The 15111-nt window shown below is 36.9% G+C and carries 11 protein-coding genes; 9 read left to right on the plus strand and 2 right to left on the minus strand.

Annotated elements, in window-relative coordinates:
• Positions 1-551 precede the first annotated feature (551 nt).
• From F8153_RS07055 to nrdJ, 3 genes are all read left to right on the plus strand, one after another.
• A complete protein-coding gene (locus F8153_RS07055) occupies positions 552-1064 on the plus strand; it encodes a thioredoxin family protein (RefSeq protein ID WP_151865681.1) in 513 nt (170 codons plus the stop codon).
• Positions 1065-1295: 231 nt separating this feature from the next.
• A complete protein-coding gene (locus F8153_RS07060; protein ID WP_243136930.1) occupies positions 1296-2516 on the plus strand; it encodes a putative glycoside hydrolase in 1221 nt (406 codons plus the stop codon).
• A gap of 307 nt (positions 2517-2823) precedes the next feature.
• Complete coding sequence (nrdJ, locus tag F8153_RS07065) at positions 2824-5184, plus strand: ribonucleoside-triphosphate reductase, adenosylcobalamin-dependent (protein ID WP_151865682.1); 2361 nt, start codon at positions 2824-2826, stop codon at positions 5182-5184.
• Between the two features lie 105 nt (positions 5185-5289).
• On the opposite strand, the gene F8153_RS07070 is transcribed toward nrdJ, so the two are convergent.
• A complete protein-coding gene (locus F8153_RS07070; protein WP_330577761.1) occupies positions 5290-5889 on the minus strand; it encodes a superoxide dismutase family protein in 600 nt (199 codons plus the stop codon).
• A 232-nt stretch (positions 5890-6121) separates the two neighbouring features.
• Here F8153_RS07070 and F8153_RS07075 point away from each other — a divergent pair, with 232 nt between their 5' ends.
• From F8153_RS07075 to F8153_RS07095, 5 genes are all read left to right on the plus strand, one after another.
• Positions 6122-7054: an ABC transporter ATP-binding protein gene (locus tag F8153_RS07075; protein ID WP_151865683.1), complete on the plus strand. Its 933-nt coding sequence runs from the start codon at positions 6122-6124 to the stop codon at positions 7052-7054.
• 13 nt (positions 7055-7067) lie between these two features.
• Positions 7068-8225, plus strand: a complete 1158-nt coding sequence (locus F8153_RS07080) for an ABC transporter permease (RefSeq protein ID WP_151865684.1) — start codon at positions 7068-7070, stop codon at positions 8223-8225.
• Positions 8162-9337, plus strand: coding sequence for an ABC transporter permease (locus F8153_RS07085; RefSeq protein WP_151865685.1), 1176 nt, complete (start codon positions 8162-8164; stop codon positions 9335-9337). The genes F8153_RS07080 and F8153_RS07085 overlap by 64 nt, the downstream gene beginning before the upstream one ends.
• A gap of 303 nt (positions 9338-9640) precedes the next feature.
• Positions 9641-10699: a sensor histidine kinase gene (locus F8153_RS07090; protein ID WP_151865686.1), complete on the plus strand. Its 1059-nt coding sequence runs from the start codon at positions 9641-9643 to the stop codon at positions 10697-10699.
• 178 nt (positions 10700-10877) lie between these two features.
• Positions 10878-11507 carry a response regulator transcription factor gene (locus tag F8153_RS07095; RefSeq protein ID WP_151865687.1) on the plus strand — a complete coding sequence of 210 codons (630 nt, stop codon included), beginning with the start codon at positions 10878-10880 and terminating at the stop codon, positions 11505-11507.
• 82 nt (positions 11508-11589) lie between these two features.
• Here the strand turns inward: F8153_RS07095 and hisC are convergent, their stop codons facing one another.
• A complete protein-coding gene (hisC, locus tag F8153_RS07100; protein WP_151865688.1) occupies positions 11590-12672 on the minus strand; it encodes a histidinol-phosphate transaminase in 1083 nt (360 codons plus the stop codon).
• 255 nt (positions 12673-12927) lie between these two features.
• On the opposite strand from hisC, the gene fusA reads away from it, so the two are divergent.
• Positions 12928-14997: an elongation factor G gene (fusA, locus tag F8153_RS07105; protein ID WP_151865689.1), complete on the plus strand. Its 2070-nt coding sequence runs from the start codon at positions 12928-12930 to the stop codon at positions 14995-14997.
• Positions 14998-15111: the final 114 nt, after the last annotated feature.

Here is a 15111-nt window from a genome sequence, read left to right on the forward strand (position 1 = left end):
TTGGACCGCAGGGTCCTGGGAGAGTAGGACATTGCGGCATGATTTTTTTATTTTTTGAAAAAAAATATAGATAGCGAAGCTTAAGGTGTTAGCCTTAGCTCATTCCGTAAATTGATATACAAAGGAAATGGAACTCCCTCGGCTAACGAAGTGACCGACACAAAATCAAACATTTTGGTCGTCTACTCATGCTCCCATCTCGAACACAGCAGTTAAGCCTTTCACAAAAAAAATCAAGGTAGTTAGTGGATTTTTTAATCCTTTTATGATTTAAATATTAAGGTAAAGGGTCTCAAATCTCTAACTAAGTGACCGACAAGAAATTAGAATCTCTGTCGTCTACTTATAACGAAGTGACTAACACAAAATCATAAATGATTTTGGCTATCTACTTAAAAAAACTGTGTTTATCAAGTTACGATTTGCATATCTTATATAAGTGGACAGAGGGGTACTTGCCAAAAACTAGTATTTTATCGATGTTACTTATCTTTACAAAGAATAAATGATATAATTGATTTTAATAGGAAAGGTAGGGGGGAAAGAGAATAATGGATTTTCAAAAGCTTTATGAATCAGGTTGTAGTTTTTTAGAGTTCATTAATAAGGATGAGGACATAAACCGCGAAAAAATTATAGAAGTCTATGAAGCAATAGAAATAGATGAGAATTTACTTCATAAAATAAAGGAAGTTAACAGACCAATATATATTTTAGTTTTTGCAGAAATTTGGTGTCCAGATTGCATTATAAACGTCCCTGCCCTTCAGAAAATAAATGAGATAAATTCAAATGTACATTTTAGCATCTTACCCCGTGAAGGAAATGAAAAGGTGCTAGCTCCCTATAGAGTTGGTGGAAAGGTGAAGATTCCTACTTTTATAGTGTTGGATAGAGATTATAAGGAGTTGGGGGCCTTCATAGAAATTCCTACAACTGTCAGAGAGATAGCAAATAGAGGAAATGAAGTTGAGATAATTGTAGCAAAACGTAAGTATAGAAAAGGTGAATTTATTTCTAACACAATTGAAGAAATTTTAAGTATTATTGAAAAATTAAAGTAACGGGAAGTGGTTATACCACTTCCTATTAAACTGTCACAAATAGTCAGCATTCATACGTATTTCTATAATACGGTACAATGACTGACTTTTTTTGCGCCTTTTATTTACCAGCTTTTATCAGTCTACACCTAGATTACTATAGATCTAGGTCAGATTTACCATGTAAAAAATTGATGAGAAGTGTCGAAGCCTATGATATAATGAAGTTGACTATATGATAGGGGGGACATTATGAAACATCCAATATTAAAAATTTCTGTGGCGTTGATTGTGATAATGGGAATGATAGCATCAGTATTTGCTATTAATTCAAAAAAAGACGAAACTACAATAGATCACAATTCCACTACTTATAATAATGTAGTATGGGCTCAGGAAGAATTAGATAACATAGTATTAAATGATGATAACTTTCTTCAACCCGACACCACATGGAAGCCCTATAGAGTATATCGTAAGGTTAAAGGAATATTTATGACCGGTCATAGTATAGGCCTTAAATCACGATTTGAAGAGGTTTTGCAGCTTACTCAAGAAACAGAAATTAATTCATGGGTGATTGATGTTAAGGATGATTATGGCACAATGACTTATAAATCCAGCATTCCTCTAGTACAGGAGGTTGGGGCTGATAAAATAATAAAGGTAAGAGATTTTCCCGGAGTGATGGATATCCTAAGGGAGAATGACGTATACCCCATAGCTCGGATCGTAACCTTTAAGGATAAGCAAATTACCTCTGTTCGACCTGATTTGGCCATCAAGACAAATACCGGTGAGGTATGGAGAGATAGAAAAGGGGATGCATGGTTAAATCCTTACAATCGTGAAACTTGGGACTATGTAATAGATATTGCTAAAGAAGCAGCAATGATGGGTTTTAAGGATATTCAGTTTGACTATGTCCGTTTCCCTACCGATGGAAACAGAGCAATCATTGACTATGGTGAAGCTGAAGAAGATGAAACAAAGGCGGAGGCTATAGCAGCATTCTTGGCCCATGCTAGAGAAGAATTAAAGGATTATGGTGTTTATGTTTCAGCTGATATTTTTGGCCTTGTAACTACAGTGTCGGATGATATGGGTCTAGGTCAGCACCTTGAATCAGTTGCCCTATCGGCAGATGTTCTTTTACCAATGGTTTATCCATCTCATTATGCCCTTGGAACCTATGGTGTACCAATACCAGATAAAGATCCCTACACAATTATCTATACTAGTATGAACACTGCTAGAGAAAGAATAGAAGCCATAGAGACGGATAAACCTAAGGCGGTATTAAGACCATGGCTTCAGGATTTTACTGCCAGTTATCTTGGTGCAGGCTACTATCAGGTTTATGATAAGGAGCAGATTAGAGCCCAAATTCAGGCCACCTATGATGCAGGTCTTGAGGAATGGGTGTTATGGAACGCAGGTAACAAATATACCTGGGAAGCCTTAGTTGAATAATGCTAATTCAGTTGGCTGAAGAGTAGGAATCCTAAATTTTAGATTGAATAAAATATCTATATAAAAAATACTATGGTTTTACTAAATACCATAGTATTTTTCTATGAAATGAAACTATATGCTGATTTTAAGAATACCTATCGACTATACTAATAGGGATTTATGGTTCCTTTTTATTGACATAGAAAACCAGCAATGGTACAATATTTTGTACATAGGCAAGTTGCTGCACACTAGATATAGAATTTTCTGAGGGAAATTATACATATGATGCAGTAGTTAATTGAGTCATCAAAGGAGGAGCGTTATGATCAAGGTAATTAAAAGGGATGGGTCTACAGTTAATTTTAATGGCACAAAAATAACCAATGCCATTGAAAGAGCAATGGCAGAAACCAAGCAAGGGGTGGATAGTAAGCTTAGTCATGAAATAACAGATAAAATCGTAGAGTATGTTAAGGGTTACCCTTCACCAATTTACGTTGAGGATATCCAGGATATGGTTGAAAACATGCTGATGGAAAGCCATAGAAAGGATGTCGCAAAAATTTATATCATCTATCGAAGTGATCGAGACCGAGTAAGAAGCAGTAGAAAAAAGCAGGATGATCAGCTATTATCTGATGAGTTTATCAGTAAATATAAGCATAGACCATCCCCTATGGGTCAATTGGGGGATTTCGTATACTATCGTACATATTCAAGGTGGCTACCAGAGGAACGCAGAAGAGAATACTGGTGGGAAACCATAAAAAGAGCAGTAGAATATAACTGTAGTCTTGTTGCGACAACCAAAGAAGAAGCAGAAAAGCTCTTTGATAACATCTATAATTTAAAGCAGTTTCTATCGGGTAGAACTTTTTGGGTAGGAAACACTGCAGTTGCTAAGAATTATCCAATGTCCAACTATAATTGTGCCTTTTTAATAATTGAGAGCTTTGAAAGCTATCGTGATTTATTCTATCTACTAATGATTGGCTCTGGTGTTGGTGTTCGTATCCTGCAAGAAGATGTTGATCAAATGCCAAAGGTAAGGACAGATTATGAAATCATCCATAAGGATTACAGTCCCTTACCAGCCGAAGCAAGGGAAGATAGCACAAGCCTAGAATTCTTCTACAACAATACAGTAAAGATTTCTGTTGGAGATAGCAAAGAAGGATGGGTTCAAGCTTTAGATTTCTTCTTCAAACTAATTTATAGTAATGAGTATAGAAATGTTAAAACCATAATTGTGAACTATGATAATGTGAGACAAAAGGGTGAAAAACTAAAGACCTTTGGGGGCACCGCCAGTGGCCATACAAGTCTAAAGAATATGTTCCATAAAATTAGTAGTGTGATACAAAAGAGGGGCTTTATAAACGGTGCCAAAAGAGTTAAGCTGAAGGCAATTGATTGCCTAGACATAGCCAATATAATAGGAGAGAACGTAGTTGTTGGTGGGGTTAGACGTACTGCAGAAATGGTATTAATCGATGCCAAGGATAAAGAGTCTATTGAAGCTAAATCCAATTTATATAAGCAAATTGATGGACAATGGATCGTAGATAAGGACATTATCCATAGACAAATGAGCAACAATTCCATATATTATACCCAAAGGCCTTCAAGGGATCAATTAAAATGGCAAATTGAAAAAATGCGATATTCCGGAGAGCCTGGGTGGGTTAACGCAGAGGCAGCCTCCAAGCGTAGAAATAACATGAATGGTGTAAACCCCTGTGGGGAAATCCTATTGGATTCAAAGGGCTTATGTAATCTAACAACAGTTAATGTATATGCCTTCGTTAAGGAAGATGGAAGCTTAGATATGGAGGGTTTAATACAGGCCCAGCGATTATCCGTTCGTGCTGGCTATAGGATGACTTGTGTGGAACTAGAAATTCCCCAATGGGACGCTGTACAAAAGCGTGACAAGCTAGTGGGTTGCTCCCTAACTGGTTGGCAGGATATGGTCAATGCAGTAGGTCTAACGATTAATCAAGAGGAAGAGCTTTTAAGTAAGTTAAGGGAAGCTGCCCATAAAGAGGTTAAGACCTATGCTGCAGAAATAGGGGAAAATCCGCCCCTACTTATTACCACAGTTAAACCTGAAGGAACCCTTAGTCAATTACCTACTGTTTCCAGTGGAGTTCATTATTCCCATGCACCCTATTATGTCAGAAGGATAAGGATAAGCTCCCATGATCCGTTGGTGAAGGTGTGTGAGGAATTAGGCTATCCTGTATATCCTGAGGTAGGACAGGAATGGGAAACCTGTGCAACTAAGGTAGTAGAATTCCCAATTAGGGCACCAAAAGGTAAAACAAAGTATGATGTTAGCGCTATTGAACAATTGGAAAATTACAAGAGATTTATGAAGTATTATGTAGATCATAACTGCTCCATAACGATTCATGTAAGAAACCATGAATGGGAAGAGGTTGAAGAATGGGTGTGGAACAACTGGGATGATATCGTAGCACTATCCTTCCTATCCCTTGAGGATAATTTCTACAAGCTTCTACCCTATGAAGCAATTGATGAGGATGAATATAATATAAGGGTACAACAGATGAAACCCTTTATTGCATCCTTAATTAGTAAATATGAAAAGCAGGAGCTTCAGGCAGCTGAGGATATTGTTGACGATAGCTGTGTAAATGGGGCTTGTCCAATACGGTAGTGAAAAGTGAAAGGTTAAAAGTAAAAAATCGAAAGTGTGAATGAAAAACCTTAAATATATTTGATAAAAACTTTTTAGGCGAACCTTAAGGTTCGCCTTGGTTTTTTATTGTATCACTCCACAGGCCAGCCTTTTGCCAGCATCTCCTGCGGGTTGACTCCTATAATCATCGGGGCTTTGATGAATAATGATGGACTTACCTAGTACTTCCCAGGGTTTAAAACGATTTGTAAAGAAGCAGGTTCGTGCAGCTCCATTATTGGAGAATAGTACGGGGAAATCACCAGCATGATTACCATGGGGCTGGTTATCAGGATTCCAATGGCCTCCAGCTAACTGGAAGGGGTTCGAGGGGTCTCCAACCTCACAGTTGCCAAACTCATGGATATGAAAACCATGGGGACCTATTGGGTCACTACTATTGGTGGCAGGTTTAAAGGGTGGTAGACCATTGACATTTGCACATACCTGAGTTCCCTCAGGAATATCTACAAAATATACAACACCGTTTATATTAGGGGCTAGTGGGCCTCCTTTAATGATTGCATAGGTGATCTTTCTTCCAGCGGCATTAAACCAGCAATTTCCACTGTAATTCATTAAATTCATCCAATTATTCCAATTCCACCACATCATTGTAGGTAGACTTAAGTAACTTTGTAAGTATTTTTGGTTATCAAATTTATATAGATCTTTGTCACTCATCTTAACTCCTCCTTCATAGAATATTGCAATTGTTTCACTTTATATTATGTAGAAGAGGTACTAAATGTTATAAATAAGCCGATATGAGATCCTCCATTATCTGTAGTATTATGATCATAAACTAAGGATGCATATGACAAATGTCATATGCATTTATTATTTTAGTCACTATTATTGATATCTAATAGGGGCTATGATAGGATTATAAAATTAAATTGAGGGAGGAATAGAGATGGTTGTAAATATAAAAAACCTAGTAAAACGATATAATGAGCTATTGGCGGTGGATAATGTATCCCTATCCATAAAAGAGGGGGAGATTTTTGGATTGCTGGGACCCAATGGAGCAGGCAAAACAACCTTGATTAACACAATACTAGGATTAACTAGATTCGATGAAGGAAGCATAGAGATATTTGAAAAGGACTTTAAAAAGCATGAGTATGATATTAAAAAGGAAATTGGTATTGTTCCACAGGATTTGGCAATATTTGAAGACCTAACAGCCTATGAAAACGTCGATTATTTTGGCAGGCTCTATGGGTTAAAGGGGAACCTTCTCAAGGAGAGAATTGAAGAGGCCCTTAATTTTACGGGATTACAGGAAAGAAAAAAGGATTTTCCTAAAAAGTTTTCTGGAGGTATGAAAAGAAGGTTAAACATAGCCTGCGCCATTATGCATCATCCAAAGCTGATTATAATGGATGAGCCTACCGTAGGGATAGATCCTCAATCCAGAAAAATGATATTAGAGTCGGTAAAAAAGCTTAATAAAATGGGTTCAACGGTGATATACACCTCCCACTATATGGAGGAGGTAGAGGAGATCTGTAGCAATATTACCATAATAGACCATGGTCGAATAATTGCTAAAGGCACGAAAGAGGAACTAAAGGCAATGATTGCCTTTGAGGAAAGGGTAACTATTCAGCTATCCGCTATAAGCTTCAATCTAGTCGACGATATCAAAAAAATTGATGGTGTTAAGGAATGTCTATTACAAGAAAATGAACTATTGGTTGTATCAGTAAGAGGTGCGGGAAATCTAAGTCGAATTATTGATGAAGTAGGTGGGAAGGGTATTGAAATCAAAGGGTTGAATATTGAGAAACCCACCCTCGAGGGAATCTTCTTGATCCTCACCGGAAGATCATTAAGGGATTAGGCAGGTGATATGGATGAGAAATATTATTTTTACGGTTTATTATACAATATTAAGGTATTTTAGAGATAAAAAGACCCTGGTAACGATGATCGTTTTCCCTTTAGTTCTGATATTCATTTTAGGATCAGCCTTATCCACTGCTTTTACCCCCAGTGAGATGGGTAAGACTAAAGTAGCATATTTGAGCCTTGATAAAGGCGGCTTTACTCAAGCCTTTGAAGAATTCTTGCAGGTAGAGGATGTAGAAGAATTGTTAGAGGTTGTAGAGATAGAGTCCTATGAAGAGGGTGTAAGTCTGATTAGCCAACAAAAGGTATCGGGTTTTATATTTATTGAAGAAGACCACTCTCTAAGGCTACAGGAGGGTAAAGAGGCGAAGGTTAAAATTGTCAGCAGTAGATATGGAAACTTTAGATCGAAGGTTATAGCCAATGTAGTGGAGGCCTTTACCAATGGAAGTAATGCAATTGCAGCTACAGCTACCTTAGGGAAGATGAATCCTAATTATAATCCTGGTAACAGTATCGATTATTCCACAATATCTATAAAGGGTAGAATTCCTACCTCTATGGATTATTATAGTGTAACCATGTTGGCAATGATTATGATGTATGGTTCAAGCTATGGAATATATGGTATTGCACAGGACTACTTTGATAGTATTGGAAGCAGAATTAAGGCTTCACCTATTAGAGCATACCAATTGTATATAGGTAAGACCCTTGGGATTGTCCTAACTTTAACTCTTCAAGCATTGATTGTTGTACTCTTTTCTAAGTATGCCTATGGTGTAAATTGGGGAGGCAGCATCGGAGTTATTATGTTAATATGTTTTTCCTTGGCAACCCTTTCTACTGGGCTAGGGGTTATGCTCTCAATGGTAACGGGAGATAGACGGGCAGCAAATAATATATCCAGCATCCTGGTTCCAGTATTCACCTTTATTTCTGGAGGTTATATGCCCCTTTCAAATTTTGGTGGAGGAAAAATAGCTGGTCTATTTGATAGATTAAAGCTTGTATCACCTAATTATCTAACCCAAAGGGCAATGTTTAATCAAATATTCGATGGTAGCCTTAAGGGGGCCGAGGTGTTTATCATGGGTCTATGGGCCATAAGCCTTATGTTATTCTTAACATCTATAATGGCTGGAAGGAGGCAGGTACAATGATGGTCTTTATATATAGTATTAAACGAATTCTCCGTGATAAGGGGATGCTGCTGTCAATGATAGTTCTCCCAATTGCCTTTATTACTCTAACGATGATTATCAGTGGTGATGGTGAATATATCTTTAACATTGGGGTGGCAGATTTTGATGGTACGTCCTTCACAGAGGATTTTATTAAGAGTCTTGAGTCAAGAGGCACTATCTTAAGAATAGAGGATGAGAAAGAAATTCAACGGAAGATTATCGATAACAGTCTTCAACTAGGATTTGTAATTCCACAAGGTTTCACCCGATCTATTATGGATAATGAGTCCGCAGCAGAAATAAAGGTTCATCGGATTAATGAGACGGATGTATCGGTGCCTGTAGGTCTATATATTGAAAACTACCTGGGTGCAGCAAAACATATAGCAGAGACCGTCAATGGAAATGAAGACGACTTTTATAGGGGTGTAGAATATTATAGAAATGGTTTAAATGGTATAGAGGGGCTTTCCATAGACAATGAAACAGGAGATAGAATCATCACTCTAAATGGTATGGGATTTCTGGTTATGAGTATGCTATTCTTTTCTTCAAGTGCAGCTACCTTGATTTTAGAGGACAAGAAAAATAAAACCTTCTATCGGGTACTATCATCACCTCTAAAGCTCAAAAGTTATATGCTACAGAATCTTCTAAGCTTTTTAGTGGTTACTCAGCTTCAAATTCTTGCCATCATGCTATTAATGAGTCAAGTATTTAAAATGAATATGGGTCCTTCAATTATAAACCTAATAATCCTACTCTTTGCTTTTTCACTAGTGTGTATATCCTTTGGTAACGCGCTAACCAGCCTATCTAAAGATTCAAGGCAGGCTTCGGTGCTAATTCCACTATTGGTGATGCCAATGGTTATGCTGGGTGGATGCTTCTGGCCGAGGGATATTATGGGAGCTACCCTGCAAAGAGTCTCTAACTTTGTACCTACCACCTGGATTCTAAAGGGAATAGAAAAGGTTCTACACGGGCAACCCATCACAGCCATTACCACTGAGCTTATAATTCTGATACTCTTTAGTGTAGTATTCTTCCTGCTAGGAACATGGAAAAAATCTGAAGTAACTGCATAAAATATGTTGGCAGGAAGTTTTGAGATATAATTTGTTTACAATAGGCGTCTATTAATAGTAGAATAGATTTATGTGTTGAAATGTCCTATTTTTCTTTAACTACACAGCTATTTGGATAGCCATAGCAGGAATCCTTACAATCTATAGGAATCTACATAAAAAGAGAAGCTTTAGACTATAGTTTTAAACGCTAAACAGCTATAATTTCATTAATATACCTCTTTGATGATACTATTACTTGAAAAATAGAGAATCAAAGGGGTATAATTTTATCATAAGGATGGTATAGTGAGGGGATATCCAATGAAGATTTTGTTTAAAATAAGCATCTTAGTATTTGTTTTAATACAACTCATCTTAAATAGTCAGCTTCTTGTGGTTGAGCTGATGTTTGTTCTTCTAATGCTGGCATCTAACATATTTCGAACAAAATATCATAATTCTAAGCTCCTTATGGGTCTAGAGGCTGCTATCATTTTTATTTCAGCTGAGCATAATACCATTTTTTTAATACTCTACGCCATAACTGCCTTTGATTTAATTGAATTAAGATTGTATATCGGAATAATTCCCATTATAGTAATAGCCTATCATTACTTGGAGTTGAATACTCTCCTCAGTTTTTTCTTATTGATCTTTTTAAGCTGCCTTTTTTCCTATGTCAATCATAGCTTAAAGGAAAAGGAAAGAGGACTGAAGCAATCCTTCGATAAGGAGAGAATCTCACGATATCAGTTAGAACAGTCTAGGGCTAAATTATTGGCATCGGCGAAGGAGATAACCCACTTAACAGAGATCAAGGAAAGAAATAGAATCGCAAGGGAAATCCATGATAATATAGGCCATAGCATAGCAGGGATATTATTGCAGATGCAGGCTGCGGAGAAGTTATTCGATAAGAATCATGACAAAGCTCAAGACCTTTTAAAAAATTCGGTTTCAGCCCTATCCAACACATTGGTTCTCTTAAGGGAGACTGTGCATAACATTAAGCCTAAGGATAATCTAGGTATAGGATATATAGAAAGTATCTTGAAGCATTTTCACTACTGTCCCATAGATTTTAAGTACATAGGAGATTTCAGCAGTATATCCCCTAATCATATGGAGATTCTTGTCTCCAATATTAAGGAAGCCTTAACCAATATCTCCAAGCATTCAAAGGCAACCAGGGTGGAGGTTTTAATCGAAACCAATGAAATGTATACCAGGCTTGTCATTAAGGATAATGGTGTTGGATGTAATAGTATTACAGAGAATATGGGCCTTGGAGGCATGAGGGATAGAATTAATAACATAGGGGGTACCATCTCAGTAAATGGCAATGATGGATTTATGATTGTATGTATGTTGTATAAGTAATTATTAGACAATGTTGAATGGTGAATGATGAATGTTGAATTATTGAAAAAGTTTTTATAGAAAACTTTTTTGGAAGAACTCTAACTAATTTTTATAAATAGATAATATTTTATAAATAATTAGTTAGTCTCCTCAATTTAACATTTAACATTACTCATTTTAAAAGGAGGTGTTTTTAATGAAGATTCTTATAGTTGATGATGATGCCCTTATTCGAGATAGCCTAAAGATTTTATTAGAGCTTGAAGGGGATATGGAGGTTGTAGCAGCCGTCGCCAATGGACAAGAAGCCCTCGAGGTTTGTAAGGACAGTAGTGTGGATTTGATTTTGATGGATGTTAGGATGCCTATTATGGATGGGGTAATCGCAACGAAAAACATTAAGAATTTGTATAGCCACATCAAAATCGTATTGCTCACCACCTTTAGAGATGATGAATACATAAAGGAAGCCCTTAAGCATGGAGCAGAGGGATATATTTTAAAAAGTCAATCCTCCGATAGTATTATCGAAAGCATTCGGATGGTTATGAAGGGAAACGTTGTTTTTGAAAAGGGGATAGCCTCTTCTCTTAAAAACTTCATTAAAAAGGAATCACCAACTCAGCAGCTGAAGGTGGAATTAACAGAACGGGAGTTGGAAATCTTAAAGCTGGTGGGTGAAGGATTATCCAATAAAGAAATAGCTAATAGCCTATACCTCAGTGAAGGAACCGTTAGAAACTATGTAACTTCTTTATTGGAAAAACTGGAATTAAGGGATAGAACTCAGCTAGCCATCTTTTATCTTAAAAACATTGAGAAATAAGAAGCCAAAAAATTGAAAGTTGAAGATTGAAAATGAAAAATCACAAAAAGAGAAAAAAGCACCTGTCAGTGCTTTATGTCTTTTATAAAGCTAATACTTCCTTAAATAGCTCAATGAATTTTTTGTTTTGCTCCATGGTTCCGATGGATACACGAGTATATGTACCATACATTGGACGAATAATCATCCCTCTTCTTTGTAACTCTGTAAATACTAGCTGACTATCCTTGGTAGCATCTAAGAAAATATGGTTGGCTTCAGATGGGGCAAATTTAATTCCCATTTCCTTAAAGGCATTATACAAGTACTCTTTTCCTTCTTTATTCACTCGATAGCTTTTCTTTAAGAAGTCTGTATCTTCAAGGGCAGCCATAGCAGCAACCTGAGCTAGAGCGTTAACATTAAAGGGTCCTCTAATTCTATTGATATAGTTGATTATTTCTTCAGAGGCTATGGTATAACCAACTCTAAGGGCCGCAAGGCCATAAACCTTGGAGAAGGTTCTCATGATAATAATATTAGGGTATTTGTCTAAAAGCTTCATGCTGTCTTTTGGATAATCATCCCTTGTTACATACTCATTATATGCCTCATCATATACCACTACGATGTTTGATGGTATAGCATCCAGAAATTCGATTAAGGCACCCTCTGTAAACATTGTACCGGTAGGGTTATTAGGATTACATAACCATATCATTTTCGTTTTGTCGGTTATAGCAGCCTTCATTCCTTCAAGATCATAGCAGAAGTCCTTTAAAGGAATAATCACAGGATTAGCTCCCATCATTTTTGCAGTAGTTAAGTATCGAGGGAAGGTAACATCTGCCATAATAACATCATCACCATGATTGATGAAGGTTTTAGAGATCATATCCACCATTTCATCAGACCCACTACTAGGCAAAACCTTGCTGGCATCAACCTGTAGATATTTTGCCAGGGCTGCTCTTAAATCAGTACTGTTTCCGTCGGGATAAATGTTTAGGTTATCAAGGGCCCCTCTAATAGCCTCCTTTGCCTTCGGTGAAGATCCAAGGGGGTTTTCGTTGGAGGCCAACTTAATTACTTCTGTGAGACCATACTCCCTTTTAACATCAGCTATAGGCTTACCAGGCTTATAGGGTACTAAGTCCTTTATTTCAGGACGAAATTCAATAGACATCGATAAATCCTCCTTATTACTAAAAAATTTTAAAATTTACAAATATATTATAACATAATGGAAAGAAAATTGGACACTATAAAGTTTTAATTTAAGAATATATACTAAATATCTCCCAAATTGAATAAATTTATTAATATTGCCAATAACTATAATTGGTAAAAAAATTAACATTAAAAAAGGGATTTTTAAAAAGATATAGAATATTGTATTTAATCTAAAAATTCATACTTTACATTTTAAGGGGGAAAGGTAATGAAAAAATACGAAGCTGATCGGATTAGGAATATTGCCCTACTTGGACATGGTGGTTCAGGTAAAACTTCTATAACAGAAGCAGCACTATTCACAACAAAGGTAACAACAAGAATTGGTAAGACAGAGGATGGAAATACTGTATCAGACTTTGACAAAGAAGAGATGGCTAGAAAAATATCTATTAGTACATCAATTATTCCAATTGAGTGGAATGGATATAAAATAAATTTTATAGATACACCAGGGTATTTCGATTTTATTGGTGAGGTTCAAAGTGCAATTAAGGTTGCAGGGGGAATGGTTATTACAGTTGACGCAACCAGTGGAATAGAAGTAGGAACTGAGAAAGCCTGGGCCTTCGCCATGGATAAGAAAATACCAACCTTTATTTTTGTAAACAAAATGGATAGAGAAAATGCTGACTTCCAAAAGGTGTTGAATGACCTAAGAGAGAAATTCGGTAAAAAAATAGCACCCTTCCAAATTCCAATGGCGGATGGCGGAAACTTTATTGGAAACGTTAACATCGCTAAGATGATTGCTAGAGAATATAATGGTAAAGAGTGTGTAGATAAACCAATACCTCAAGGCCTTATCGAAGAGTCTAATTCCATTAGAGAACTTCTTATGGAGTCCGTTGCTGAATCCGATGAAGAGCTTATGGAAAAATATTTCTCAGGAGAGCAATTTACTGAGGAGGAAATACAAGTCGGTTTAAGAAAGGGTATTATTGCTGGAGACATCGTTCCCGTTATTTGTGGCTGCTCCATCAAGAACATCGGAACCCAAACTTTACTAAATATGATTGTAGATTACTCGCCATCTCCAAAGGATATGCCAGCTAAAAAGGGTGTAAATCCTGAGAATGATAAGGAAGAGGAAAGAACCTTAGAGGCTAATCAGCCCTTCTCAGCTCAGGTTTTTAAGACCATTGTTGACCCCTATGTTGGAAAGATATCCTTACTCAAGATTATATCCGGTAAGCTTACATCTGATATGGAGGTTCTGAATGCCAACAAGGATGAAAAGGAAAGGCTGGGTAATCCATTCCTATTAAGGGGAAAAACCCAAATGGAAATCTCAGAGGTTATGGCTGGAGACATAGCGGCTGTTGCCAAGCTTCAACATACCAATACAGGAGATACCCTATGCGATTTAAATGCACCGATACTTTATAGCGGAATAGAATTTATTGAGCCTCAGTTATGTTTAGCTGTTGAGCCAAAGGCTAAGGGTGATGAAGAAAAGATCAGCTCTGGTTTAAACAAGCTAGTTGAGGAGGATCCATCCTTTAGCTATGAAAGAAATCAAGAAACCAAGCAAACTGTAATTAAGGGTCAGGGAGAGCTTCATATAAAGGTTATTACAAGTAAGCTTAAGAATAAATTTGGTACAGAGGTTGAGCTTGACGATGTTATCGTTCCTTATAGAGAAACCATCCGAGGCAAATCAGATGTACAAGGCAAGCATAAGAAGCAGTCAGGTGGACATGGTCAATACGGAGATGTAAAAATAAAATTCGAACCATCTCAGCAGGATTTCGAATTTACCGAGGAAATCTTTGGAGGATCTGTTCCAAAGGCCTATATCCCAGCTGTAGAAAAGGGATTAAGAGAGTGCCTAGATTCAGGACCTCTAGCAGGCTATCCTGTTGTAAATATTAAAGCAACCCTATATGATGGTTCATATCACGATGTGGATTCCTCTGAAATGGCCTTTAAAATTGCTGCATCCTTGGCCTTCAAGAAAGGATTAGAGATGGCAAAGCCTGTACTTCTAGAGCCAATCGTTCAGGTTAAGGTATTGGTTCCTGAAGATTATATGGGAGATATCATGGGAGACTTAAACAAGCGAAGAGGTAGAATTATGGGTATGGAGCCTCAAAACTCTGGAGAACAGATGGTTATAGCTGAAGTTCCACAGTCTGAAATGTTTAAGTATGCCATAGATTTAAGATCCATGACTCAAGCAAGGGGATCCTTCACAATGGAGTTTATAAGATATGAAGAGGTTCCTCAAAGTATCAGTGAAAAGGTAGTGGAAGCTGCTAAGGCGGCAAAAGAATAGATTTAAGGCATGTGCTCAGCACATGCCTCCTTTTTTTATTTAATAGGGAAGTTCTATTTGTTACCTATTAAATGGGGGCTTTTAAGGGGGTAACCCCCTTATTAAAGTAAGGAG

This window comes from Alkaliphilus serpentinus, from assembly GCF_009017255.1.
In the GTDB taxonomy this organism is placed as follows: Bacteria; Bacillota; Clostridia; order Peptostreptococcales; family Natronincolaceae; genus Alkaliphilus_D; species Alkaliphilus_D serpentinus.